The 25,536-nt window shown below is 68.7% G+C and carries 19 protein-coding genes and 1 pseudogene; 15 read left to right on the forward strand and 5 right to left on the reverse strand.

Annotated elements, in window-relative coordinates; translation table 11 throughout:
- Positions 1 to 39: 39 nt before the first annotated feature.
- The 3 genes from T333_RS04725 to T333_RS04735 form a co-directional block, all read right to left on the reverse strand.
- Entirely contained in the window at positions 40 to 546 is a 507-nt protein-coding gene (locus T333_RS04725; RefSeq protein ID WP_354997973.1) for a phage holin family protein, read from the reverse strand.
- A 113-nt stretch (positions 547 to 659) separates the two neighbouring features.
- Complete coding sequence (gene nhaA / locus T333_RS04730) at positions 660 to 1,880, reverse strand: Na+/H+ antiporter NhaA (protein WP_496423755.1); 1,221 nt, start codon at positions 1,878 to 1,880, stop codon at positions 660 to 662.
- Between the two features lie 244 nt (positions 1,881 to 2,124).
- Positions 2,125 to 4,149, reverse strand: coding sequence for an acetate--CoA ligase (locus tag T333_RS04735; protein ID WP_496423756.1), 2,025 nt, complete (start codon positions 4,147 to 4,149; stop codon positions 2,125 to 2,127).
- 293 nt (positions 4,150 to 4,442) lie between these two features.
- Between T333_RS04735 and T333_RS04740 the strand changes: the two genes are divergently transcribed.
- Genes T333_RS04740 through T333_RS04760 form a run of 5 tightly spaced genes read left to right on the forward strand, consistent with a single transcriptional unit; the run spans position 4,443 to position 10,440 of the window.
- Positions 4,443 to 6,050 (forward strand): peptide ABC transporter substrate-binding protein, encoded by a 1,608-nt coding sequence (locus tag T333_RS04740; RefSeq protein ID WP_496423757.1) that lies wholly within the window; start codon positions 4,443 to 4,445, stop codon positions 6,048 to 6,050.
- Between the two features lie 60 nt (positions 6,051 to 6,110).
- A complete protein-coding gene (locus tag T333_RS04745) occupies positions 6,111 to 7,037 on the forward strand; it encodes an ABC transporter permease (RefSeq protein ID WP_355000516.1) in 927 nt (308 codons plus the stop codon).
- Positions 7,030 to 7,983, forward strand: coding sequence for an ABC transporter permease (locus T333_RS04750; protein ID WP_355000515.1), 954 nt, complete (start codon positions 7,030 to 7,032; stop codon positions 7,981 to 7,983). Before T333_RS04745 ends, T333_RS04750 begins: the two co-directional genes overlap by 8 nt.
- An 8-nt stretch (positions 7,984 to 7,991) precedes the next feature.
- Positions 7,992 to 9,665, forward strand: a complete 1,674-nt coding sequence (locus T333_RS04755; RefSeq protein WP_496423758.1) for a dipeptide ABC transporter ATP-binding protein — start codon at positions 7,992 to 7,994, stop codon at positions 9,663 to 9,665.
- Between the two features lie 28 nt (positions 9,666 to 9,693).
- Positions 9,694 to 10,440: a Fic family protein gene (locus T333_RS04760; protein WP_355000513.1), complete on the forward strand. Its 747-nt coding sequence runs from the start codon at positions 9,694 to 9,696 to the stop codon at positions 10,438 to 10,440.
- A gap of 622 nt (positions 10,441 to 11,062) precedes the next feature.
- On the opposite strand, the gene T333_RS04765 is transcribed toward T333_RS04760, so the two are convergent.
- Positions 11,063 to 11,872, reverse strand: coding sequence for an HAD family hydrolase (locus T333_RS04765; protein ID WP_357256596.1), 810 nt, complete (start codon positions 11,870 to 11,872; stop codon positions 11,063 to 11,065).
- Positions 11,873 to 12,299: 427 nt separating this feature from the next.
- Here T333_RS04765 and ssd point away from each other — a divergent pair, with 427 nt between their 5' ends.
- The 7 genes from ssd (at position 12,300) to T333_RS04800 (ending at position 18,105) form a co-directional block, all read left to right on the forward strand.
- The gene (ssd, locus tag T333_RS04770) at positions 12,300 to 13,412 is read left to right on the forward strand and encodes a septum site-determining protein Ssd (RefSeq protein WP_496423759.1); all 1,113 of its coding nucleotides are present in this window, start codon (positions 12,300 to 12,302) and stop codon (positions 13,410 to 13,412) included.
- Positions 13,409 to 14,596, forward strand: a complete 1,188-nt coding sequence (locus tag T333_RS04775; protein ID WP_496423760.1) for a TadA family conjugal transfer-associated ATPase — start codon at positions 13,409 to 13,411, stop codon at positions 14,594 to 14,596. Before ssd ends, T333_RS04775 begins: the two co-directional genes overlap by 4 nt.
- A 112-nt stretch (positions 14,597 to 14,708) precedes the next feature.
- Positions 14,709 to 15,497, forward strand: a complete 789-nt coding sequence (locus T333_RS04780; RefSeq protein ID WP_496423761.1) for a type II secretion system F family protein — start codon at positions 14,709 to 14,711, stop codon at positions 15,495 to 15,497.
- Between the two features lie 234 nt (positions 15,498 to 15,731).
- Positions 15,732 to 16,346 (forward strand): type II secretion system F family protein, encoded by a 615-nt coding sequence (locus T333_RS04785; protein WP_355000509.1) that lies wholly within the window; start codon positions 15,732 to 15,734, stop codon positions 16,344 to 16,346.
- Between the two features lie 417 nt (positions 16,347 to 16,763).
- Complete coding sequence (locus T333_RS04790) at positions 16,764 to 17,006, forward strand: DUF4244 domain-containing protein (protein WP_357256492.1); 243 nt, start codon at positions 16,764 to 16,766, stop codon at positions 17,004 to 17,006.
- Positions 17,007 to 17,392: 386 nt separating this feature from the next.
- Positions 17,393 to 17,698, forward strand: coding sequence for a TadE family type IV pilus minor pilin (locus T333_RS04795; RefSeq protein ID WP_496423762.1), 306 nt, complete (start codon positions 17,393 to 17,395; stop codon positions 17,696 to 17,698).
- A gap of 20 nt (positions 17,699 to 17,718) precedes the next feature.
- Entirely contained in the window at positions 17,719 to 18,105 is a 387-nt protein-coding gene (locus T333_RS04800; protein ID WP_357256496.1) for an Rv3654c family TadE-like protein, read from the forward strand.
- A gap of 296 nt (positions 18,106 to 18,401) precedes the next feature.
- Here the strand turns inward: T333_RS04800 and T333_RS04805 are convergent, their stop codons facing one another.
- Entirely contained in the window at positions 18,402 to 20,753 is a 2,352-nt protein-coding gene (locus T333_RS04805; RefSeq protein WP_496424141.1) for a DEAD/DEAH box helicase, read from the reverse strand.
- A gap of 499 nt (positions 20,754 to 21,252) precedes the next feature.
- Here T333_RS04805 and T333_RS04810 point away from each other — a divergent pair, with 499 nt between their 5' ends.
- The 3 genes and pseudogenes from T333_RS04810 to T333_RS04820 form a co-directional block, all read left to right on the forward strand.
- Positions 21,253 to 21,459, forward strand: coding sequence for a cold-shock protein (locus T333_RS04810; RefSeq protein ID WP_011206895.1), 207 nt, complete (start codon positions 21,253 to 21,255; stop codon positions 21,457 to 21,459).
- Positions 21,460 to 22,513: 1,054 nt separating this feature from the next.
- Positions 22,514 to 25,348, forward strand: coding sequence for a type I DNA topoisomerase (topA, locus tag T333_RS04815; RefSeq protein ID WP_355000573.1), 2,835 nt, complete (start codon positions 22,514 to 22,516; stop codon positions 25,346 to 25,348).
- 105 nt (positions 25,349 to 25,453) lie between these two features.
- Positions 25,454 to 25,531: pseudogene (locus tag T333_RS04820) on the forward strand (toxin-antitoxin system HicB family antitoxin); the annotation flags it as partial.
- Positions 25,532 to 25,536 lie beyond the last annotated feature (5 nt).

Here is a 25,536-nt window from a genome sequence, read left to right on the forward strand (position 1 = left end):
AGTGGTCGGCGCGCGGCGCCGCGACGACGACCCGCACGGTCAGTTGGTGCGCTTTTCCAGCGCCAGGTGCTCGTCGTGCGCGGCGGCGCCGAATCCGCTCGGCAGCACGGAGCGCGCCTGCTTCAGCGAATCGATCGTCTTCTCCGGCGCGCGCAGCTTCTTCACCCGCCGATAGCCGAGGAACGCGAGCGCCGCGGTCGCGACGACCATCAGCAGGAACACGATCAGGAACGCGGCCCACCTGGCCAGCCACACGTCGAGCAGCTCGCCGAGGAAGAAGAAAAAGAAGAAGGTGCTGAACAGCAGCACGGTCAGCGCGAGGATGAAGTAGACGCTGCCCTGCAGGCCCTTCTTGATCTCGCCCGTGACCTCGGCCTTGGCCAGCTCGACCTCGGCGCGCACCAGGGTCGACATCTGCTCGGCCGCGTCGCGGACCAGGGTGCCGAAGCTGGCGGAGCCGATCGGGTTGGCATCGGTCAGCGGAATGGAGGTGACCGTGCGCCCGCTCTGCGCGTCGTTCCCGTTACCGCCCTGGGTGAAACTCACTTGGTCGACCCTTCTCCCTGTCCCGGCACTGCTTTCAGCTCCGTCACGCAGGCTACCGCCTGTCGGCCCGTCGCTCGCGTGGTGTTCCTGCTGCGGCGTGCTCGCGCTCGCGTTCACTCTTCCGGTTCTAGCGCACGAGCCGCGCGCCGCGCCTGGTGGACACGCCCACGCCGCAACAGTAGCGCCGAACCGGCGAGCGATGCCGCCATGGAGGTCACCAGCACCGCGGCCTTCGCCAGTTCGACGGCCGAGCCGTCGCCGACGTCGGACAGCGCGAGTTCCGCCACGAGAAGGCTAACCGTGAAGCCGATCGCGCCGAGGACCGACAGGGCGAACATGTCACGGTATTCGAGATTGGCCGGCTTCTTCGCGATGCCGAACCGGATTGCCACCCAGCTGATCCCGAAGATGCCGATGGTCTTGCCGAGCAGCAGCCCGAGAATGATGGCCAGCGCGAGCCGGTCGGTGAACAGCTCGCCGAAGACCTTGCCGTTCAACGGGACTCCGGAAGCGAACAACGCGAACAGCGGCACGCACAGACCGGCCGAGATCGGCTGGAACCGATGCTCCCACCTGGTCGCGGGCGCCTCGTCTTCGTCGGGGTCCGTGCGCACCCTGGTCAGCAGGCCGAGCGCGACACCCGCCAGCGTCGGATGGATGCCCGCCTCGTGCAGCGCGTACCAGGAGACCAGCGCCAGCGGCACGTACACCACCGGCGAGGTGATCCGCCGGTGCTGGGCAAGCGCCCACGCCGCGAAGCAGGCCGCGGCGGCGAGCAGCCACAGCAGCGAGAGCGCGGTGGTGAACAGCACCGCGATCAGAATGATGGCCAGCAGATCGTCCACCACGGCCAGACTGAGCAGGAACACCCGCGCGCCCGCCGGAATGCGCGAACCGGTCATGGCGAGCACGGCCAGCGCGAAGGCGATGTCGGTGGCGACCGGGATGGCCCAGCCGCGGTCCATGCCTTCGACCCCGGATCCGACGATCGCCGCGATCAGCGCGGGCGTGACCACGCCGCCGACCGCGGCGATGATGGGTAACGCGGCGCGTTTGCGATCGGCCAGTTCACCGACCACGAGCTCGCGTTTGAGCTCGAGCCCCGCGACGAAGAAGAATACGGCGAGCAGACCGTCCTTGGCCCAATCGGCAAGCGTGAGTTCCAGGTGCAGCCGCTCGATCGGCAGCACCGTCTGGGTCATCGTGACGTAGCTGTCGCCCCACGGGGAGTTCACCCAGAGCAACGCGATCGCCGCCGCGACGAGAAGCAGGGCGCCACCGACGGTTTCGGTTCGCAGATAGCGAGCCAGCTCGGAGCGCACCTGGTTGATCACGGAAAACCTTTCGTCCGGGCGTGTAAAACCACGGACCCGCGATCGAGCTGTTCCGGCTCACACCACCTGCCCGCACGCCGACCAGACTTCCCGGCACACCTGACGCAATTCTAACGGGTACGCCCGGTGACAAGATCAGCCACCGGCCGTATCCTGCGCCCTCCCGGTGTGCACTTCGCAGAGCCGCCCACGCTTCGCAGGGGATACACCCGCTGCGAAGCGCGCGAACCGTCTGCGAGGAAGCTCAGGCGCGGCTGGCGCGGATCGCCTCGAAGACGTTGGGGTCGACGAGGGTGGAGGTGTCGCCGAGTTCGCGGCCTTCGGCGACGTCGCGCAGCAGGCGGCGCATGATCTTGCCGCTGCGGGTTTTGGGGAGTTCGGGCACGACGTGGATTTCGCGTGGTTTGGCGATGGGGCTGATCTCGCGGGCGACTTCGGCTTTGAGTTCGTCGACGAGTGCTTGGCCGGTGTCTTTGGCTTCGGCGGTGAGGATGACGAAGGCGACGATGCCTTGGCCGGTGGTGGTGTCGGTGGCGCCGACGACGGCGGCTTCGGCGACGCCGGAGTGTCCGACGAGGGCGGATTCGACTTCGGCGGTGGAGATGCGGTGGCCGGAGACGTTCATGACGTCGTCGACCCGGCCGAGCACCCACAGGTCGCCGTCGGCGTCGAGTTTGGCGCCGTCACCGGCGAAGTACCAGCCCTGTTCGGCGTAGCGCTCCCAGTAGGTGGCCCGGTAGCGCTCCATGTCGCCCCAGATGCCGCGCAGCATCGACGGCCACGGCTGATCGAGCACCAGGTAGCCGTTGGCCTCGGTCTCGCCGCGCTGCACCGGCTTGCCCTCTTCGTCCACGACTTGGGCGGAGATGCCGGGCAGCGGGGTCATCGCGGCGCCGGGTTTGGCGGCGGTGACGCCGGGCAGCGGGGAGATCATGATCGCGCCGGTCTCGGTCTGCCACCAGGTGTCCACGATGGGTGTGGCGTTCGCGCCGACGACCTCGCGGTACCAGCGCCATGCCTCCGGGTTGATCGGCTCGCCGACCGAGCCGAGCAGCCGGATGCTGGACAGGTCGTGCGCGGCGGGGATCTCGCGGCCCCACTTCATGAAGGTGCGCACGAGCGTGGGGGCGGTGTAATAGATGGTGACGCCGTACTTTTCGACGATCTGCCAGTGGCGGTGTTCGTCGGGGAAGTTGGGGGTGCCTTCGTAGACGACCTGGGTGGCGCGGTTGGACAGGGGTCCGTAGACGATGTAGCTGTGGCCGGTGACCCAGCCGATGTCGGCGGTGCACCAGTAGACGTCTTGTCCTGGTTTGTGGTCGAAGACGTAGTGGTGGGTGTAGGAGGTTTGGGTGAGGTAGCCGCCGGAGGTGTGCAGGATGCCTTTGGGTTTTCCGGTGGTGCCGGAGGTGTAGAGGATGAACAGCGGGTGCTCGGCGTCGAAGGGCTGGGCTTCGTGCTCAGGAGAAGCGGCCTCGACGGTCTCGTGCCACCACAGGTCGCGCCCCTCGGTCCAGGGCACCTCGACGCCCGTCCGGCGCACCACCAGCACGTGCTCGACGCTGTGTCCATTTTCGCCCGAGCGGGCGCCCTCCGTGGGAACTCCCTCCTCCTGGCCCTGACCGTCCGGGCGGGGCGGCACATCCCCATGCGCGTGGAGCGCTTCGTCCACGGCTTCCTTGAGCGGCGCCGACTTGCCGCGGCGCCACTGCCCGTCGGTGGTGATGACGAGCCGGGCGCGCGCGTCGTCGACGCGCTGGCGCAGGGCGGTGGGGGAGAAGCCCGCGAACACCACCGAGTGGGTGAGCCCGAGGCGGGCGCAGGCCAGGATGGACACGATGGCCTCGGGGACCATGGGCATGTAGATGGCGACCCGGTCGCCCGCCTCGAGCCCGAGCTCGGTCAGGTAGTTGGCGGCCTGGGACACCTCGTCGAGCAGCTGCCGGTAGGTGATGTCGCGGGAGTCGCCCGGTTCGCCTTCCCAGTGGATGGCGACCTGGTCGCCGTGACCATCGAGGACGTGACGGTCCACGCAGTTGTAGGCGACGTTGAGCTCGCCCCCGTCGAACCACTTGGCCACGGGAGCGTCGCTCCAGTCCAGCACCCGGTTCCACTTGCGATGCCAGTGCAGTCGCTCGGCCTGCTCGGCCCAGAACGCGTCGCGATCGTCGGCGGCCGCCCGGTACAGCGAGGCGTCGGCGTTCGCCGCGGCGGCGAATTCCGCGCTGGGCGGATACGAGTCCCGGTGGTCGGCGGTGGTTTCGGTCATCACGTCTCTTCTTTCGCGTCGGCTCTGCCCACCTCGACACTAGCCAACTGTGACCTACGCCGCGCCGAGGAGTACGCGCCGGGCCGCGCGCATTCGGTGACATAGTTTCGGTGTTTCGCCGATGTTGCCGCGTTGGTAACAAGTGAAACGAACATAGGGCGATCCGATGACAAGGTCACCCGCCGATGGCTAACGTCGCTGACATTCCGAGGCGGGACGTGCGGGTACGCGCTGGAGAGGATCACGGGGCGCCGCACAGCCGCCTTCGACCTTCTCGAAATCGGGAGTACGCGTTGCGATTCCACAGAGTTACCGCGCTCGCCGCGGCGGTCTTGCTGGCCACAAGCCTAGGACTGTCCGCATGTTCCACCGATGACGGAGCCGATGCCGACATCGTCACCGTCAACGGCGCCGAACCGCAGAATCCGCTGGTGCCGACCAACACCAACGAGAACATGGGCGGTCGGGTGGTCGATCGGCTGTTCGCCGGGCTGAAGTATTACGACGCCGACGGCAAGGCGCACGACGAAATGGCCGAATCGATCGAGACCACCGATCGCAAGAGCTATCGAATCACCATCGAGCCGGACTGGAAGTTCACCGACGGCACGCCGGTGACGGCCAAGTCCTTCGTCGGCGCGTGGAACTACGGCGCACTCGGCACCAACGCGCAGCTGCAGAGCTACGTCTTCTCGCCGATCGTCGGTTTCGACGAGGTGTCCGCGGAAAAGCCCACCGCGCAGACGATGTCGGGTCTGAAGGTGGTAGACGACCGCACCTTCACCGTCGAGTTGAAGGCTCCCTCCATCGATTTCGAGAGCGAGCTCGGCTACGCGCCGTTCTATCCGCTGCCCGAGGCGGCGTTCGAGGATATGCAGGCGTTCGGGCAGAACCCGATCGGCAACGGCCCGTACAAGTTCGCCGACGCGGGCGCGTGGGAACACAACGTCAAGATCGATCTGGTGCCCAACCCGGACTACCAGGGCGGTCGTCCGGCCAAGAACAAGGGCCTGCGGTTCGTGATGTACCAGTCCTTCGACACCGCCTACGCCGACCTGCAATCCGGCAACCTCGACGCGCTCGACACCATTCCGTCCAGCGCGCTCTCGGTGTACAAGCAGGAGCTGGGTGATCGCGCGATCGCCAAGCCGGTCGCGCAGAACCAGCACATCGGCGTGCAGTCCAACGTCCCGCATTTCGCGGGCGAGGAGGGCCTGCTGCGCCGGCGCGCGATCTCGATGGCGATCAATCGGGAACAGATCTGCGAGAAGATCTTCCACGGCACCCGCATCCCGGCCCGCGACTTCACCGCGAGCACGCTGCCCGGCTTCGACGGCAACCTGCCCGGTTCCGAGGTGCTGAAGTACAACCCGGAGGAGGCCAAGCGGCTGTGGGCGCAGGCCGACGCCATCGCGCCGTGGTCGGGCCGCTACGAGATCGCCTACAACTCCGACGGCGGCCATCAGGCCTGGGTGGAGGCGGTGGCCAACAGCGTCAAGAACACCCTCGGCATCGACACGATCGCGGTGCCCTACCCGACCTTCAAGAACATCCGCGACGAGGTGAACGCCGAGACCATCGGCAAGTCGTTCCGGTACGGCTGGCAGGGCGACTATCCGACGATGCTGCAGTTCCTCACCCCGCAGTACTACAGCTACTCCGAGACCAACAACGTCAACTACAACAATCCCGAATTCGACCGCCTGCTCGACGCCGCGCTGGCCGCGCCGACGCAGGAGGAGTCCTACCGGCTCGTCGCCCAGGCGCAGGCGCTGCTGATCCGCGACATGGCCGACATTCCGGTACTGAATTACGTGGCGGCGGCGGGACATTCGGATCGCGTCAGCAACGCGCGACTCGCCTGGAACGGCTTGTTCGACTTCGAGAACATCGAGAAGTAGCCGCGTTGGAGCCGGGCCGACGACGAAAGTCGGCCCGGCTCGGCACTTTCCGGAGGAAATATGGCTTGGTACATCCTGCGCCGACTGCTCCAGATGATCCCGGTGTTCCTCGGCGCGACGCTGCTCATCTACGCGATGGTCTTCCTCATCCCCGGCGACCCGATCAAGGCGCTGGCCGGTGAGAAGCCGCTCACCCCGGCCGTCGAGGCCCAGCTGCGGGCCAGATATCACCTCGACGAGCCGTTCTTCATGCAGTACCTGCTCTATCTCAAAGGCATTCTGACCTTCGACTTCGGCACTGCCTACTCGGGCCGTCCGGTCCGCGACGAGCTGGCGCGCGCCTTTCCGATCACGATCAAGCTGGCCTTCATGGCGGTCTTCATCGAAGGCGTTTTCGGCATCGTGTTCGGCCTGATCGCGGGGTTGCGCAAGGGCAAGCTGTTCGATTCGACGATGTTGGTGGCCAGCCTGGTCATCATCGCGGTGCCGGTGTTCGTCGTCGGTTACCTCGCGCAGTTCCTGTTCGGGGTGAAGTGGGGCATCGCGCCGACGACCGTCAGCGGAAAGGCGAGTTTCGCGGAGCTGCTGCTGCCCGCGATCGTGCTCGGTTCGCTCTCGTTCGCCTATGTGCTGCGGCTGACGCGGAACTCGGTGGCGGAGAACATGTCCGCCGACTACGTGCGCACCGCGACCGCCAAAGGATTGAGCAGGCGGCGCGTGGTGACCGTGCACATTCTGCGCAATTCCATGATCCCGGTGGTCACATTCCTCGGCGCCGACCTCGGCGCGCTGATCGGCGGGGCCATCGTCACCGAGGGCATCTTCAACATCCCCGGCGTCGGCGGCACGCTGTACCAGGCGATACAGCGGGTGGAGCCGCCGACGGTCGTCTCGTTCGTGACCGTGCTGGTGGTGATCTTCCTGATCGCCAACCTCGTCGTGGATCTGCTCTACGCCGCACTCGACCCGAGGATCCGCTATGCCTGAGCTGGAGAAAGACGGGGGCCGGCCCGGTCAGGAGTACTACGTCGCGCCGCCGGACGAGGTCGAGGTGCTGGCCACCGACCGCGTCGACGCCTCGGGCGAGCCGACGAGCATCTGGGGCGACGCCTGGCGGCAGCTGCGGCGCAACCCGATCTTCGTCGTCGCGGTCCTGTTGATCGTGGCGGTGACGGTGGTCGTGCTGTGGCCGGGGTTGTTCACCGATCAGGACCCGCGCCGGTGTCTCGGCGACGACATCATGGCGCCCCCGCGCCCCGGGCATCCGTTCGGTTTCGACCGGCAGGGCTGCGACGTCTACACCCGCACCCTCTACGGCGCGCGCGCCTCGGTGCTGGTCGGGCTCGGGGCGGCCGCGTTGTTCGTGCTGATCGGCGGCACGCTCGGCGCGCTGGCCGGGTTCTTCGGCGGAGTGCTCGACGAGATCGTCTCGCGCATCGCCGAGATCTTCTACGCCATCCCGATGGTGCTCGCCGCGATCGTCCTGCTGCAGATGCTGCGGCCCGCCACCATGTGGAACGTCGTTCTGGTGCTCGCGTCGTTCACCTGGCCGCAGGCGGCCCGCATCGCCCGCGGCGCGGTCATCGAGGCGAAGAACAGCGAATATGTCACGGCGGCAAAGGCGTTGGGTGTCTCGCGGACGGGGACGCTGGTGCGGCACGTGCTGCCCAACGCGGCGGGGCCGCTCATCGTGGTCTCCACCATCTGGCTGGGGGTCTTCATCGTCGCCGAGGCGACGCTGTCGTATCTCGGTGTCGGTCTGCCGCCCGACATCGTGTCCTGGGGCGGCGACATCGCCAGGGCCAAGAACGATCTGCGCACCTCGGCGATCCTGTTCTATCCGGCCGCCGCGCTGGCCATCACGGTGCTGAGCTTCATCATGCTCGGCGACGCGGTGCGCGACGCGCTCGATCCGAAGGCAAGGAAGAGGTGAGCGCCGCGATGCCGGACCGTCCACTGCTCGAAATCCGCGATTTGAACGTCTCTTTCAGTGCCGAGGGCAGGCTGGTGCCCGCCGTGCAGGACGTCGGCCTCGCCGTATACCCGGGCCAGACCGTGGCGATCGTCGGGGAGTCGGGTTCCGGGAAGACCACCACGGCGCACGCCGTCATCGACCTGCTGCCCGGTACCGGCCGGGTCACCTCGGGGTCGATCGTCTTCGACGGCAAGGAGCTCACCAAGGCGTCGAAGAAGGAAATCGTCGCGGTGCGCGGTCGCGGTATCGGGCTGGTGCCGCAGGACCCGATGTCCAATCTGAATCCGGTGTGGAAGGTCGGCTTCCAGGTGCGGGAGACGTTGGCGGCCAACGGAATCGCCAAAGGCTCCGCGGCGGGGAAGCGGGCCGTCGAACTGCTCGAAGAAGCCGGTATGCCGGATGCCGCGCGCCGGGTGAACCAGTACCCGCACGAGTTCTCCGGCGGGATGCGGCAGCGGGCACTGATCGCGATCGGATTGTCGTGCCGTCCGAAGCTGTTGATCGCCGACGAGCCGACTTCCGCGCTGGACGTCACCGTGCAGCACCAGATTCTCGACCATCTCGATTCGCTGACCAGCGAATTGGGCACCGCCGTCCTGCTCATCACGCACGATCTCGGGCTGGCCGCCGAGCGGGCCGAGCACCTGGTGGTGATGTATCGCGGTCGGGTGGTGGAATCCGGTCCCGCCCTGCGTATCCTGCGCGAACCCCAGCACGCCTACACCAAGAAGCTGGTGAACTCCGCGCCCTCGCTCGCCTCGCAGCGGCTCTCGGCGGTGCGCGAGCGGATCGAGATCCGCGAGCAGGCGGTGCAGGTGGCCGAACAGGGCGCCGCGGCCGCGACGGCCGATGTCGTTGTCGCCGAGCGCCTCACGAAGGTGTTCCCGATCCGCGGTAGGGCGCCGTGGAAGTCTTCGGAGTTCCGCGCCGTCGACGACGTGTCCTTCCGGCTGCGCCGCGGGACCACCACGGCCATCGTCGGCGAATCCGGTTCGGGCAAGTCGACCGTCGCGCAGATGGTGCTCGGCCTGCTCGCGCCCACCTCCGGCACGGTGACCTTCGACGGACGCGACGTCGCGAAGCTGGATCGCAAGAGCGCCTTCGCCTTTCGCCGACGGGTGCAGGCGATCTTCCAGGACCCGTACGGCTCGCTCGACCCGATGTACTCGATCTACCGCACGATCGAGGAGCCGCTGCGCACGCACAAGATCGGTACCTCGAAAGAGCGCGCCGCGACGGTGCGGGACCTGCTGGACAAGGTGTCGCTGCCTGCCTCGGTGCAGCGGCGCTATCCGAACGAGCTGTCCGGCGGTCAGCGTCAGCGGGTCGCGATCGCGCGGGCGCTCGCGTTGTCGCCCGAAGTGGTGATCTGCGACGAGGCCGTGTCGGCGCTGGACGTGCTCGTGCAGGCGCAGATCCTGAGTCTGCTCAACGACCTGCAGGCCGAGCTGGGCCTGTCGTACCTGTTCATCTCGCACGACTTGGCCGTGGTGCGCCAGATCGCCGACGACGTGCTGGTCATGCAGCAGGGCCGAGTCGTCGAGGCGGCGGCCGCCGAGGAGGTCTTCGACCATCCGCGCGAGGACTACACGCGCAGGCTGCTCGACGCGATCCCCGGGCGGGATCTGCTCGCGGGGTGAGGCGGGCGCGCAAGTAGCCTCGTCTTTCGTGACCGACCCGCTGCAGCCCCTCGTCGACCTGCCCGGCGTGCGCGACGCCGCCGACCGCGCCCGCGATGCCCTCGCGGCGGTGCACCGGCACAAGTCGAACCGCCGCGGTTGGGCGGTCACCGCGGCCGAGGCGGCGGTGCGCGCGGCGCGGTCCTCGGCGGCGATCGACGGCGGCAGCACCGAGCTGCCCGCGGACGGGCAGGTCGGGGATCCGATCCTGGCCGGCTCGCTGCGCGTCGGACAGGCGCTCGACGGCGACGCCCTGCGCAACCTCACGGGCACCTGGCAGCGCGCGCCACTCCAGGCGCTCGCCCGGCTGCACCTGCTCGCCGCCGCCGACCTGGTCTCCGACGAGGAGCTGCTCGGGCGGCCGCGCACGGATCCGGGCGTCGCCGAGCGGCTCGACCTGCTCGCGCAGACGGTGTTGGCCACGAAAGCGCCCGCGCCCGTCGTCGCGGCGGTGGTGCACGGCGAATTGCTCGCGCTGCGGCCGTTCGGCACGGCCGACGGGATCGTCGCGCGCGCGGCCTCGCGGTTGGTGTCGGTGGCAAGGGGGCTCGACCCGCACAGCCTGGGTGTGCCGGAGGTGTTCTGGTTGCGGCGCAAGCAGGCGTACGACGCCGCCGCCGCGGAATTCGGGACCGGTCGGCCGGACGCGGTCGGCGGATGGGTGATCTTCTGCTGCGGTGCGCTGGAGGACGGCGCCAGGGAGGCGACATCGATCGCGGACGCGGCGGCGGGGTAACGGCTCGGCTTCGGTGCCGCGTGCGCTGGTCGATGCCGCGTGCGCGGGATTCGATGCCGCTGCGCTGAGGCGTCCGCTCGTGCGGGTGCGGAATTCCCCCCGCACATCAAAGCGGGCGGCGTTGTCGTTGACGACCTCACCGCCCGCTAGCACGGACTACCGGGTTACCAAGCGTGCTAGGTGGGTTGTGTTCTGCGGCCTCGGCGACTATTCGGACTCCGCCGGTTCATCCCCGCAACCTGTGCGAGGCCTTCGCCGTCGACAATCCGAATCTCGCAGGCCCACAACGCTTCTGCCCTTGTCGCGGCGTGCTCCGCGTGGGTGCCTGGTGTCCGTGCTGGGAAGGGTGGGATGGGAGACTGAACCTTCTCTTCCGGCTCCGCCTTGGCCTTCCGTCCTTCCGTGCCTCCTTTCTACCACTGTGAGTGGGCTCACTCAAGGGTTGAGAAAGCAATGAATTATTGGCGTGTCTGTCGGCGTTTCGTGATTAAATGCCTGGTCGCGGGCGCCCCTCGTATCGGGTCGGCAGACCCCTTCGGCAAGCCTTCCGCTGCCCCGTTGAACAGCGCGGCGGAGGGCGTTCGGACCCCGCAGTCAATGATCAGCGTCGGGCCGTCGGCGATCAGCGGCGGCGGCGCAGCAGGCGGTAACTGATCGCTCCGGCCAGTACCGCGCTGAGTCCGACGGCCGCTGTCGCGGCAAGGGTGGTGGACGACGGCGACTGGAACCGCGCCCACAGCGAGACCGGGTTGGAGAAGGTGAGGATCGGCCAGCCGCGCGTGACCGCCTCGCGGCGCAGATTGCGATCCGGGTTCACCGCCGTCGGATGTCCGACGGCGCTCAGCATCGGCAGATCGGTCACCGAATCGGAGTAGGCGTAACAGCGCGAGAGGTCGTAACCCTCTGTGGCGGCGAGCTTTTCGATGGCCTCGACCTTGCCCTCGCCGTAGCAGTAGAACTCGACCTCGCCGGTGTACTTGCCGTCCGCGACGACCATCCTGGTGGCCGCGGTGCGCGAGGCGCCGAGCACCTCCGCGATGGGCCCGACCATCTCCTCGCCGGAGGCCGAGACGATCACCACGTCGTGGCCCCGAATCTTGTGGTCCGCGATGAGATCGGCGGCCTCGGCGTAGATCAGCGGGTCGACCAGTTCGTGAAGCGTCTCGGCGACAATGGATTTCACCTGTTCGACGTCCCAGCCCGCGCACATCTTCGTCAGATGTTCGCGCATACGCTCCATTTGGTCGTGGTCGGCGCCGGACAGCAGGAACAAGAAGTGCGCGTAGCTGCTTTCCAGCACCGCTCTGCGGTTCAGCAGGCCCTGGGCGAAGAACGGCTTGCTGAACACGAAGGTGCTCGATTTGGCGATCACCGTCTTGTCCAGATCGAAGAACGCGGCGACGCGCCCGCGTCCGATCGGGGTGCTGTTCACCGTCGTCGCGGCGCCCGCCTGGTGGTCAGGAACGGTTGTCTGGTCGCCCTCGGCCGTCACCCGTTCAGAATATGCACGCGATGCAAATCGCGGTGGCCGGGTGGGGTCTCCGGAGGCGGCCACGAGTTTGCCCGGGAGACGCCGGAGCCGCGGTGACGGCAAAGTTCTTCGTAGACAGACTTGCGTGACGGCCGGGGATTGGGTGTAGTATTGCTGGCACCTGGACATGGTCCAGGCGCGTTCAGCCCGACCCCCCGGGGCTGAACCCGACGGCCCCAGCCTCCTCCCCCCCCGGCTGGGGCCGTCCTCTATTTCGGGGACGGATTCCCCTCTTCGCTGGCTCGGCGGTTGTCCACAGCGGCGGAGTTATCCACATTCGGCATCTCGGGTCTTCTGGTGTGTCGCCAATTGCACCACGCTGACCTGCATGGATACCGACGCCGCGCAGACTGCCTGCATATCGCCCGCGCTCGTGCTCATCCGGGATGTCCGGTTACGCGACGAGGTCCGCCGGGTGGCGGCGGCAGCGGAACGCCAGCTGGACGAGCGTGAGCCGCCGGTGGGCAGGCATGTCTGGTCCGGAACGCCCCTGGTGATCCTCGACACAGTGGCTGCGCGCTCGTGCGCGGCGGCCGGTTGCGCCCGGCGAGTGGGCGTCGTTCTGGTGACCGACGGGGAGCCCGAACTGTCCGATTGGCAGGCCGCGGCGGCGATCGGAGCCGAGCGCGTCATCGCCCTGCCCGCGTCCGCCGAGGGACTTGTCGAGAAGTTTGCTGAGCACGGCGAGCGGCGCGCTTCCGACGGCATCGCGGTGGCGTTCGCGAGCGGATCCGGCGGCGCGGGCGCCTCGGTTCTCGCCGCCGCGACCGCCCTGCGAGCCGCCGCCGAAGGGTTCCGGCACGACGTGGTGCTCGTCGACGGGGCTCCCTTCGGCGGCGGTCTCGACCTGCTGTTGGGCATAGAGACAGGTATGGGTCCCCGCTGGCCGGACTTGGTCGTCGAGGACGGCAGGGTCGCGGCCTCGGCACTGCACAACGCACTGCCGAGGGCGGCGCCGGGGCTCAGCGTGTTGTCCTGCGGCCGCGGCGGTGCCGGTAGATTGCCGAGCCGCATCGGCGCCGGTGCGGCGCGCGCGGTGATCGAAGCAGGCCGTGCCGCAGGCGATCTCGTGATTTGCGACATTTCCGGCGAGCGCGGCGCGCACGCGGAGCAGATGCTCGATCGCGCGGATCTGGTGGTGTTGGTCGTGCAGGCGACACTGCGGGCGGTGGCGGCCGCGGAGTCCGTCGCGGCGTACATCGGACGGCGAAATCCCAACCAGGGATTGGTGGTTCGAGGCCCAGCGCCGGGCGGTCTGCGCGGGGCAGAGGTGGCCGAGGTGCTCGATCTGCCCCTGCTCGCGGCCGTGCGCGCCCAAGGGGGTCTTGCGGGCCGATTGGAACGTGGCGGTCTCCCCACGCCGCGGCGCGGACCGCTCAAGGACGCTGCCGACGCCGTGCTGGCCGTGCTCGGTACGCCGACGGTGCGGAGCGGACGGTGAGCGCGCTCGTCACGGCCGATCTGCTGGATCGCGTGCGAGAACGGCTGGCGGGCGCGCCAGGCGCGCCGGAACCGGCGGCCGTGGCGGCGGCCATTCGAGCCGAAGCGGGCGGCGTACTCGGCGACACCGACCTGCTGCGGGCGTTGCGGCTGTTGCAGACCGAGATGACGGGCGCGGGAGCGCTGGAACCCCTGCTGCACGACCCGCGGGTGGCGGACGTGCTGGTGACAGCGCCCGACGCGGTCTGGATCGACCGGGGGTACGGGCTGGAGAAGACCTCGATCACGTTCCAGGACGAGGCGGCGGTACGCCGGCTGGCCCAGCGATTGGCGCTCGCGGCGGGCCGCAGACTCGACGACGCGCAGCCATGGGTGGACGGCAGGTTGACCGGAAGCGAAGCAGCGCTCGGTGATTCGTTCGGCGTCCGCCTGCACGCGGTACTCGCGCCGATCGCGCACGGCGGTACCTGCCTCTCGCTGCGGGTGCTGCGGCCCGCCACACAGGGGTTGGACGCGCTCGCCGCGTCCGGCGCCGTGCCGCCGACGGCGAAAACGCTGCTGGAGCGGATCATCCGGGCCCGGCTCGCGTTTCTGGTGGTCGGCGGCACCGGCGCGGGAAAGACGACACTGTTGTCCGGCCTGCTCGCCAAGGTCGATGCCCGGGAACGGATCGTGTGCGTCGAAGACGCGGCCGAACTCGCGCCGCCGCATCCGCACGTGGTGCGCCTCGTCGCGCGCACGGCCAACGTCGAGGGCGTCGGCGCGGTGACGGTCCGGGACCTGGTGCGGCAGGCGCTGCGCATGCGACCGGACCGGATCGTGGTCGGCGAGGTACGCGGAGCCGAAGTGGTCGACCTGCTGACCGCGTTGAACACCGGCCACGACGGCGGCGCGGGCACCGTCCACGCGAACTCCCCGCGCGAAGTCCCCGCCCGCCTGGAAGCCCTGGCAGCGCTCGGCGGCATGGACAGCGCCGCATTGCACAGCCAGCTCGCCGCCGCGGTCCAGGTGGTGCTGCACGTGGAGCGCCGGGCGGACGGTTCGCGTGCACTGCGAGAGGTCGGTGTGCTCGATCGTGCGGAGAGCGGGAAGGTGCGGATCATCGCGGCTTGGCGGGCCGACGGTGGAGCGGTGCCGGGGGCGGGAGCGTTGGAAAGTCTTCTGGCGGAACGGGTCGGGCGATGAACAGACCGATGTCGTGGGTGGGCGAGCGGCTTGCGCAACAGGGGTGCGCGGACCCGACGGCAGTGCTGGCCGGGGCCGCCCGGGCGGACCTCCTGATGGGATGGAGTCGGCGATGACAGCGGCGATGTTGTGCCTGGCGCTCGCGGCTCTGCTCTTGCCCGGTGCGGGTGCGAGACGACGGTTTCGCGGACTGTTCTCGTTGGATGGCGCGCGAATTCCGAACTACAGCAAGGTTGTTCGTGTCTCGGTGATTCTGGGTGTGGTATCCACCGCGCTGCTGGGCGTCGGGACCTTCCTCGCCGCCGCGCTGCTGGCGGGCACCGTGGGGCTGCGTAGGCGGCGGGCTCGCGGCGACCGTCACCGTGCGGAGGAGTGCGCCCACCTTCTCGACGCGCTCGAGGCGGTCATCGGCGAGCTGCGAGTCGGCGCGCACCCGAGCACGGCCGCGGACGTCGCCGCTCAGGAATCGCGCGGCGCGGCGGCCCACGCCTTCGCGGTCAGCGCCGCCCGCAGCAAGCTGGGTGGTTCCGGCGCCGACGGCCTGCGCGACTCGGGTGCCGTCATCGGAGCCGAACTCGCTCGCATCGCCGACGCATGGCGGATCGCCGAAGACCACGGTCTGGCGCTCGCCGAGCTTCTGACGGCCGCCCGCGCAGACCTGCGGGGACGCATCCGTTTTCGTGCCCGCGCGACCGCCGCTCTCGCGGGTGCTCGCGCCACGGCCACGGTTCTGTCCACGCTCCCGCTGCTCGGATTGGCCTTGGGGCAGCTCATGGGCGCCGATCCACTGCGGGTCCTCTTCGCCTCCTCGGCGGGAGGCCTGTTGCTTCCACTCGGCGTGGGCCTGGCCTGTGCGGGACTGCTGTGGAGCGATGCGATCACGCGAAAGGTGCTGGTGTGAAAGGACGCGGTGTTCCTCGGAGCCGCCGGGGCGGTTTTCCATCGGCGACGTCGCCAGTGGTCCCGTCGCCGGTACTGGCGCGGATGTGTGCCCTCGCCACAACGAGAACCGCCTTCTGCGGACGATCGAGCCGCCGTTGCCTGGGCGAAGTCGGGGCCGGTCCGCGGTGGTTGTCCGGAACCGCGAGCGGTCGGCCTGTACGTGCGAATTCATTGCTGCGGAAGGGGAGTCGCCATGACGATCGAGACGGGCGTCGCGACTTTGGCGCTGGCCGGAGCCTTCGCGCTGTGGCCGGGGCGCGTTGGTCCCAATCGCCGACTGCGGCTGCTGGCGCCGGTCGCAGGCGCGACGAATACGAAACCGGAGAAGCCGAGCGCGGGCGACCCGCTCGATATCGCCTCGGTGTTCGATCTGCTTGCCGCATGTCTGCGCGCGGGTCTGCCGATGGCGGGTGCGGCGCGAGCTGTGGCGAGTGGAGCGCCGTGGTCGGTCGGTGCGGCGCTGTGCACCGCCGCGGACCTGCTGGCGCTCGGATCGGAGCCGAGCGCCGCGTGGGAGCGCGCGGCGCGGGAAGCGGCGGGGCGGCCGGGCTCGGCCGAGATCGACTCGCTGGCCCGGATGGCACGACGTTCGGCGCGCTCCGGCGCGTCGCTGGCGGTGGCCGTGGGAGAACTCGCCGATCAGCACCGCGGCGCGGTCGAGGATGTGGCGGCGGCCCGAGCGGAACGCGCCGGCGTGCTGATCGGCGGTCCGCTCGGCCTGTGCTTCCTGCCCGCGTTCCTCTGCCTGGGCATCGTGCCCGTGGTGATCGGCCTGGCGGGGCGGGTCTTGGATGGCGGTCTCCTATGAATGGGTACCGCCTCGCCGATGGCGCACGGCCGCAGCAGTCTTACCCGCGCGGAGGGGCCGCGCGGGCCGAAGGGAAAGGGGAAGCCGGTGCGAATCGACAAACCGACGGCTCGCGCGCCGCGACGAGTCGGCGGCCCGCTGCTGGCCGAATGGTGCGCTCGCGCCCACACGGCCGCACGGGATTCGACGGCCGAAGTGGTCCGCGCGCTGCGTGGTTCCGCGACGGACACGGCGAGATCGCCGGGAAGTTCGATCCGGCGGGCCGCCCGCATGGCGGGTGTTCGCTTGGCTCGGAGGCGTGTGAAGTCGCGAAGGAGGGCGCACCGCGCGGATCCAACGAGTCGGCACATGGTGCCTGCGAATGCCGCGGTCGCCGTGCGGCATCGGGATGCCGCATCGACGAGAGCCGAAGTAGATATGGCGGATTCGAGGTTTCCCTCCCGGCAGTTGCGTGCTCGCGCACGAGAAGCGATCGCGCGACTCCAGCTCCGCACGGTACGGGCAGCCGCTGCCGACGACGGCATGAGCACAGCGGAATACGCCATCGGCACGATCGCCGCGGCAGCGTTCGGCGCGGTGCTCTACGGGGTAGTGACCGGAGATTCGATCGTCGACGCGTTGACAAGGATCATCGACCGCGCCTTGAACACCACGGTGTAACGGCGGGCGCCGCGCGGCCCTCCCCTGTGGCGAGTGCTGCGCGGCGCTTCGCCGTGGTGGTGGGTGTCGTGCGGTGTTCCGTTGTGGCGGCGGGTCGCGCGCGGCGCTCCACTGTGATGGCTGATGCCGCGAGTTTCCCTGTGCCGGAGGGTGCTGCGCGCCCTCAACTGTGGCAGCGCGTGCCGTGTGGTGCTCCCACTGTGGTGGCGCGTGGCGTACGGCGCTTCGCTGCGGCTGGTGGTGCCGCGTGGTGCTTCACCGGGCTGGCGGCCGCGGCGCGGCGCTCCACTGTGTCGGTAAGTGCTGCGGGGCGCTCCACTGTCGCGGCGGGCGTTGGGCGGCGCCTTGGCTCTGCACGGATCGCGGGCGATCGCGGTGCTGTCACGGTGGAGGCGGCGATCGCGCTCGGGTCTCTCGTTGTCGCGGTGATGGCCTGCCTCGGAGCACTGCTCGCGGCGTCGACACAGGTCCGCTGCGTCGACGCCGCCCGCGAGGCGGCACGACTGGCGGCGCGTGGCGACGAGCCCAACGCCGTCACCATCGCCAGGCAGGTCGCCCCACCGAACGCAACCATTTCGCTCCGTACGGAAGGCGCTCACGTCGTCGCGGTCGTCTCCGCGCGAACGCCCCTCCTTCCCCTCGAGCTACGCGCGGAGGCTGTGGCGGCTTTGGAACCGGAGGTGACGCGGTGAACGGGAGATCCGGATCGCCCATGCTCAGATGCGGTGGCACCAGCAGCCCGGCATGGCGAGGGGAGACAGGCGGGGCGACGGTGTTCGCGTGTGTGGCGTTGGTGGGGTTGATCGCGGCGGCGTTGTCGATCGGGCAGGTGGGAGCGGTGGTGGTGGCGCGGCATCGGGCGCAGGCGGGGGCGGATCTGGCCGCGCTGGCGGCGGCCGGGGCTTTGGACGGAGGAGTCGAAGCGGGGTGCGCGGCGGGCGAGAAGGTGGCGCGACGGATGGGCGCGCGGATTAGTGAGTGCCGGGTCGACGGATGGGATGCCACGGTGTCGGTGGCGCGAAATGTACCAATGGGTCTGTTCGGTGCGCGGACAGTGCACGCGATCGCCCGGGCGGGGCCGGTCGAAGAAGAAGAGTGACCGGTACGTACTAACACTCTCCGGTGTTTGTTGTGATGTCGAACAGACAATAGGATTATTCGAATAATTACGATGCGATATCTATTTTCCGCGCCGGGCGGAATATGTTGGCTATGAATCCGCACGTCGAGTGTCCAAGGCCACGGCAATAGCCCAGTTAACCTGAATCTAATCCTTTTTATTCGGCCAGGCGGCACCGCCGCGCCTGGTAGGGCGGAAGAGGGCTGGTGGAGGCAGCCGACTCCCGGAAACCACCCCCTAGATGGCGGTCCGGTCACGCTCGTGGGACGCAGCTGTCACGAACCGAGATCCGCGCTGTGACCTGGGCGAATAGAACCGTCGGGTCGGTCGTTCAACTCCGCGATGACGGCGGTCAACAGGCGCGCGGCGGCCCCCTTGTCGAGCGGGTGGTTGCCGTTGCCGCACTTGGGCGACTGCACGCACGACGGGCAGCCCTCCGCGCACGCGCAGGACTCGATGGCCGACAGCGTCGCCGAGAGCCAGCGGTGCAGCTGGGCGAACCCGCGCTCGGCGAAGCCCGCCCCACCGGGCTGGCCGTCGTAGACGAAGACGGTGGGCAGGCCGGTGTCCGGGTGCTCCGCCGTCGAGACTCCGCCGATGTCCCATCGGTCGCAGGTCGCGACAAGGGGCAGCAGGCCGATCGCGGCGTGCTCGGCGGCGTGCAGTGCGCCGGGCACCTGCCGCGGGTCGATTCCGGCGGCGACCAGGAGCGCGGGTGTGACGGTGTAGAGAACGGCGCGGGTCGGCAGGGATTGCGGCGGCAGATCCAGTTCGACCAGGTCGAGGACCTCGCCGGTGGGCAGGGTGCGCAGGTAGCCGATCACCTGGCTGGTTACGGTGACCTGCGCCAACGCGCTGGTCACGGCCCCGTGTCGGTGCTGCTCGGTGAACGCGTCGACGGCGATATTGGTGACCTGCCGCGCGCTGGTCGTCCACCCGGGTTCGGCCGCGTGTACGAACGCCACGCCGCCCTCCATGTCGAGCTCGTCCACCACATAGGTCTCGCCTTGGTGCAGGTGGACGGCGCCTTGGTGCAGCGTCGCCGGGGCGCGCCCGGCATCGGCGGTGCCGAGCAGCCTGCCGGTCTCGCCGTCCACGATGGCCACCGGCGCGCCGATGCCGCCGCGGACGTCGACGTTGTCGTGCGGATGCGCGTCCGCGGTGACGTACCAGCGGGCGGCGCCGTCCTGACCTGCGTCGCGCCGCCGGATGAGACGTTCGGCGGCGAGGTCGGCGAGGACTTCACCGGCGCCGAGTTCCTCGACTTCGGCATCGGTGAGCGGCAGCTCGAGCGCCGCGCACAGCAGCTGCGGGCCCAATACATAGGGATTGCGCGGGTCGGTGATGGTGGCCTCGACCGGCTTGTCCAGCAGCGCCTCGGGATGGTGGACGAGGTAGGTGTCGAGCGGGTCGTCCCTGGCCACCAGCACGACCAGCGAACCCTGGGAACGCCGGCCCGCCCGGCCCGCCTGCTGCCAGAAGGAGGCGACCGTGCCGGGAAAACCCGAGATAACCACCGCGTCCAGGCCCGCTATGTCCACGCCGAGTTCCAGTGCGTTGGTGCTGGCCGCGCCGAGCAGGGAACCGTCGGAGAGTGCGGTCTCCAGGTCGCGCCGATCTTCGGCGAGGTATCCGGCGCGGTAGGCGGCGATCCGCTCGGCGAGGGCCGGATCGACCTCCGTGAGCAGCCGCCGCGCTTCCATCGCGGTGAGTTCGGCGCCGCGTCTGGACCGGACGAAGGTCAGCGTTCGCGCGCCCTCGATCACCAGATCGGCCATGATCCGTGCCGCCTCCGACGTCGCCGAGCGGCGGACCGGCGCACCGTTTTCGCCGGTCAGCGTCGTGAGCAGGGGCGGCTCCCACAGCGCGACGGTGCGCGCGCCCTGCGGCGAGCCGTCCTCGGTCACGGCGACGCAGGGCGCGCCGATCAGGCGGGACGCCGCGGCCGCTGGCTCGGCGGTGGTCGCCGAGCACAGGATGAAGACCGGATCGGCGCCGTAGCGGGCCGCGATCCGCCGCAGCCTGCGCAGGACCAGCGCGACGTGCGAGCCGAAGACGCCCCGATACGCATGGCATTCGTCGACGACCACATACCGCAGCCTGCGGAAAACCCGGGCCCAGCGCTGGTGTGACCGCAGCATGCCGACGTGCAGCATGTCCGGATTGGTGAAGATCCACCGTGCGTTCGCGCGGACCCACTGCCGGATCTCGGCGGGTGTGTCGCCGTCGTAAGTCGCCGGATGCACATCCCGCAGCGGGCCCTCGTGGGTCAGCGCGCCGACCGCGCGCAGCTGGTCGGCGCCGAGCGCCTTGGTCGGCGAGATATATAGGGCGGTGGCCTTCGGGTCGTCCAATAGAGCCGTCAACACCGGCAATTGATAGCCGAGGGATTTACCGGACGCGGTCCCCGTGCTGACCACGACGTGCCGTCCAGCGGCAGCCAACTCCGCGGTCCTGGTCTGATGCGTCCATAGGGCGTCGATTCCGCAGGCGCGGAGGGCTTCGACCACGTCGGGAGCGGCCCAATCCGGCCATTCGGTGCAGCCAGCATCCCGCGCCGGTAGCTCCACGACGTGGGTCAACCGGGGATCGCCGTCGCGGCCGCCGCTTTGGACACGATTCAGCAACGATCGCCCGTAGCCGGGGCTGCTGTCGCGCTCGGTCCGCGCCGCCTGATCGGTCGGATTCACGATGCCGAGGCTCCGACACGCGAGGAAAGTGTGAAACGTGTGCGAGTGGGAAGCTCCACCAGCCATTTCGATACCAAATAGCGACCTGGATCACATCTGGTTTGCCAGATGCTGTCCCGGTTATCCAGGGGCAAACGAACCTGAAGTACGGATTCGAGCATTGTGTCCCTCACCTGCACATTCGCAAGATCAACTTTTTTGCAAATTGTCGGTAACTCGACTGTTGAATTGCTCGAAGACATGGTTCACTAGTTCCTGGTCGCAAGCTTCTGTGTTCGAGGGACGGATCCAAAGTCCAAACCGTCAGCAGGATCGATGTTGCGAACGGTGTGCTTGGTGCTTTCCTGCAGGGGGAACCAAGAGTACAGCGGTCGGAACGGACCCGGTGGACGAACCCAGTTGTCCGCCGTTCCGGTAAGAAAAGAGAAGGAACAGAATGGCACAGGGAACTGTGAAGTGGTTCAACGCGGAGAAGGGGTTCGGCTTCATCGCGCCCGAGGACGGCTCCGCTGACGTCTTCGTCCACTACTCCGAGATCCAGGGGTCGGGCTTCCGGACCCTCGAGGAGAACCAGAAGGTCGAGTTCGAGGTTGGCCAGGGGACCAAGGGCCCCCAGGCCACCGGAGTCCGCGCGCTCAGCTGAGCGACGCTCAATCCACAGCTCGTCCCCCACCACCGGTGAGCCGGAGGTGGGGGACGAGCTATATCCGGGGTAGGCCGGAAAGGGCACCGGCGGTCCGTGAAAAATATGAACTAAATGCGCGGCTGCTGACCGGCGTCGACTCCGCGGGGCCGCGTTGCTCGAAGGATGCCGGTTCGCGAGCTTCGAATCGGTCGCCGGAGTGGGCGCGCATTGCGGTGCGAGGGTCGTTTCAGATGGAAAAACCGCAGCGTGCGGCACCTAACGCCCAGCCGCGTGCTCGGTCCGATCGCTGCCCGAACATCCGACCCAGCCACGACACCGCGACCGGTACTGGCACGCGGCGCATACGCTCGCCCGTCGCACAGCTGTGAAATCTGGCCCGCGCATGTCGGAGGCCGAGCCACGGTTACGCACCCAGTCGTCAGCAGCGGCAGAACGGCGCGATCCGGTCCGCGCCCGCGAACAGCGCGCAGGCGGTCCTCGTGGACGTAGGCCGAACTCCGGGAACCTCGGCGGTGAGCAGGCCGAGATCCCGGTTCATCCAGCTCGAGAACCTGCCCCGCGGCGAAGCGCCTTGTCATTCAAAGCGATTGGCACACGCGCACACATCCAACTCGCCCCCGCACTCCGTATATATCGGCGACGACCCCAATATCCCCACCCCACCAACCAGCCCAGGGCGAGCCTTACGAGCCCGTCCGCGGCCGTCTCGCTTCCGAACGGTCGGAGCGCACGCGACGCAGTCGCGAGTCTCGACCGCTCGGAAGCGAGACATAAGTGGCCGCGAACACGCGCGCACCAGCGCGCCGAACAACAGGGCATACTGATCGGCAGCGATCACGTACGCTCAGTGGTTCGGGTCGCAAGCACTCGACCACAACCAGCGTCAAGGTATAAACGTGACTGGTAGCGATGTCAGCGTCGCCGCCGCTTGCCCCAAACCGCGCACGAACGCGCACCAGCGCGCCGCGCGGGTCGAGAAGGAAAGGTGTATTCGCCGGTGGCAACACGAGACCGCGGTGCAGCCGACCAGGGCCGTCCCCTGCGTCGTCTCGTGATCGTCGAGTCCCCTACCAAGGCCCGCAAGATCGCGCCCTACCTGGGCCGCAACTACACGGTCGAGGCCTCGGTCGGCCACATTCGGGACCTGCCGCGCGGAGCGGCGGACGTGCCCGCCAAGTACAAGGGGCAGCCGTGGGCGCGCCTCGGTGTGGACGTGGACAACGATTTCGAGCCCATCTATGTGGTGAGCCCGGATAAGAAGGCCAAGGTCACCGAGCTCAAGAGCCTGTTGAAGGACGCCGACGAGCTGTACCTGGCCACCGACCCCGACCGCGAGGGCGAGGCCATCGCCTGGCATCTGCTGGAGACGCTGAAGCCCAAGGTGCCGGTGCGCCGGATGGTGTTCCACGAGATCACCGAACCCGCCATCCAGGCCGCGGCGGCGGACACCCGCGAGCTGGATCCGGATCTGGTCGACGCGCAGGAGACCCGGCGCATCCTGGACCGGTTGTACGGCTACGAGGTCAGCCCGGTCCTGTGGAAGAAGGTCATGCCGCGGTTGTCGGCTGGCCGGGTGCAGTCCGTGGCGACCCGCGTGATCGTCCAGCGCGAGCGGGAGCGGATGCAGTTCCGTTCCGCGGAGTACTGGGATATCGCGGCCAAGCTTGACGCCGGTTCCGGCGAGGCGGTCGACGCCTCGAATCCGCGGACCTTCGGCGCGCGACTGGTGAACGTCGACGGCGCGCGGGTCGCGACCGGTCGAGATTTCGGGTCCGACGGGCAGCTCAAGTCGACCAACGGCGTGATCGTCCTGGACGAGGGCTACGCCCGACGGCTGGCCGAGGCGCTCGACGGCGCGGATCTGGTGGTCTCCTCGGCGGAGGCCAAGCCGTACAGCCGCAAGCCGTACGCGCCGTTCATGACGTCGACGCTCCAGCAGGAGGCGGGCCGCAAGCTGCGTTTCACCTCCGAGCGGACCATGCGGGTGGCGCAGCGGCTCTACGAAAACGGCTACATCACCTACATGCGTACCGACTCGACCACGCTGTCGGAGTCGGCGATCGCCGCGGCCCGCTCGCAGGCGACCCAGCTCTACGGCGCGGAGTACGTGCACCCGACGCCGCGCCAATACACCCGCAAGGTGAAGAACGCGCAGGAGGCGCACGAGGCGATCCGCCCCGCGGGCGACACCTTCGCCACGCCGGGTCAGCTGCACGCGCGGCTCGACAACGACGAGTTCCGCCTGTACGAGCTGATCTGGCAGCGCACCGTCGCCTCGCAGATGGCCGACGCGCGCGGCACCACGCTGACGCTGCGCATCACCGGTGTCGCGGGTACCGGCGAGGAGTGCGTGTTCTCCGCTTCGGGTCGCACGATCACCTTCCCCGGCTTCCTCAAGGCGTACGTGGAAAGCGTGGACGAGGAGGCGGGCGGCCAGTCCGACGATGCCGAATCCCGGCTTCCCGCACTGGAAGAGGGCCAGGGCGTCACCGCGGTCGAGCTGAATCCCGATGGGCACAGCACGAATCCGCCCGCGCGCTACACCGAAGCCTCGCTGATCAAGACGCTCGAAGAGCTCGGCATCGGCCGTCCTTCGACGTATTCCTCGATCATCAAGACGATCCTGGACCGCGGATACGTGTACAAGCGCGGCAGCGCGCTGGTTCCGTCGTGGGTGGCGTTCGCGGTGGTCGGTCTGTTGGAGGCCTACTTCGGCAGGTTGGTGGACTTCGACTTCACCGCGGCCATGGAGGACGATCTCGACGCCATCGCAGGCGGACGCGAGCAGCGCGGAAACTGGTTGTCCAGCTTCTACTTCGGCGGCGATCACGGCGTCGAGGGTTCGGTCGCGCGCTCCGGCGGGTTGAAGAAGATGGTCGGCGAGCAGCTCGACGACATCGACGCCCGCGAGGTCAACTCGATCAAGCTCTTCACCGACGACGAGGGCCGCGACGTGGTGGTCCGGGTCGGCCGGTTCGGGCCGTACCTGGAGCGCATGGTCGTCAATCCCGATGACCCCGAGGGTGATCCGATCTCGCAGCGGGCCAACCTGCCCGACGATCTGCCGCCCGACGAACTGACGGCCGAGGCCGCCGAGAAGCTGTTCGCGACACCGCAGGAAGGGCGCAGTCTCGGCGTCGATCCGGAGACCGGGAACGAAATCGTCGCCAAGGAAGGACGTTTCGGCCCGTACGTCACCGAGATCCTGCCCGAGCCCGCCGCCGAGGAGACGCCCGCCAAGAAGACCGCCAAGAAGGCGGCAGCGCCCAAGCCGCGCACCGGTTCGCTGTTCAAGTCCATGGATCTCGCCACGATCACCCTCGACGACGCGCTGAAGCTGCTGTCGCTGCCGCGGGTGGTCGGCGCGGACCCGGCCTCCGGCGAGGAGATCACGGCGCAGAACGGCCGCTACGGCCCGTACTTGAAGAAGGGCACCGACTCGCGGTCGCTGGCGTCGGAGGATCAGATCTTCACCGTCTCGCTGGACGAGGCGTTGAAGATCTACGCCGAGCCGAAGCGCCGCGGCAGGCAGGCCGCGAGCGCGGCGCCGCTGCGTGAACTCGGTAACGACGCGGCGACCGGCAAACCGATGGTGATCAAGGACGGCCGCTTCGGTCCGTACGTCACCGACGGTGAGACCAACGCCAGTCTGCGCAAGGGCGACGAGGTCGAGTCCATCACCGACGAGCGCGCCTCTGAGCTGCTCGCCGACCGGCGCGCACGCGGGCCGGTGAAGAAGGCGGCCAAGAAGACCGCGGCCAAGAAGACGACGGCCGCGAAGAAGACCGCTGCCAAGAAGACGGCCACGGCGAAGAAGACCGCCGCCAAGAAGACGACCACCGCGAAGAAGGCCCCGGCCAAGAAGGCGGCCGCCGAGAAGTCCTGAGCGCCCGCCAACGGACTGGAGCTGGGTGGTCCGCGCTGCGTGACCGGGTTCGGGAGGACTGATCGTCTCGAGCCCGCACACGTGGCGTGGTATCGAATTGGTGCTATGTCGAACCTGAATCTGCGATTGCCCGAGGATCTGCACGCCGCGGCGTCGGCCGCGGCCGACGCCGCGCACGTGTCGCTGAA

This window comes from Nocardia sp. CNS-044 (assembly GCF_059570515.1).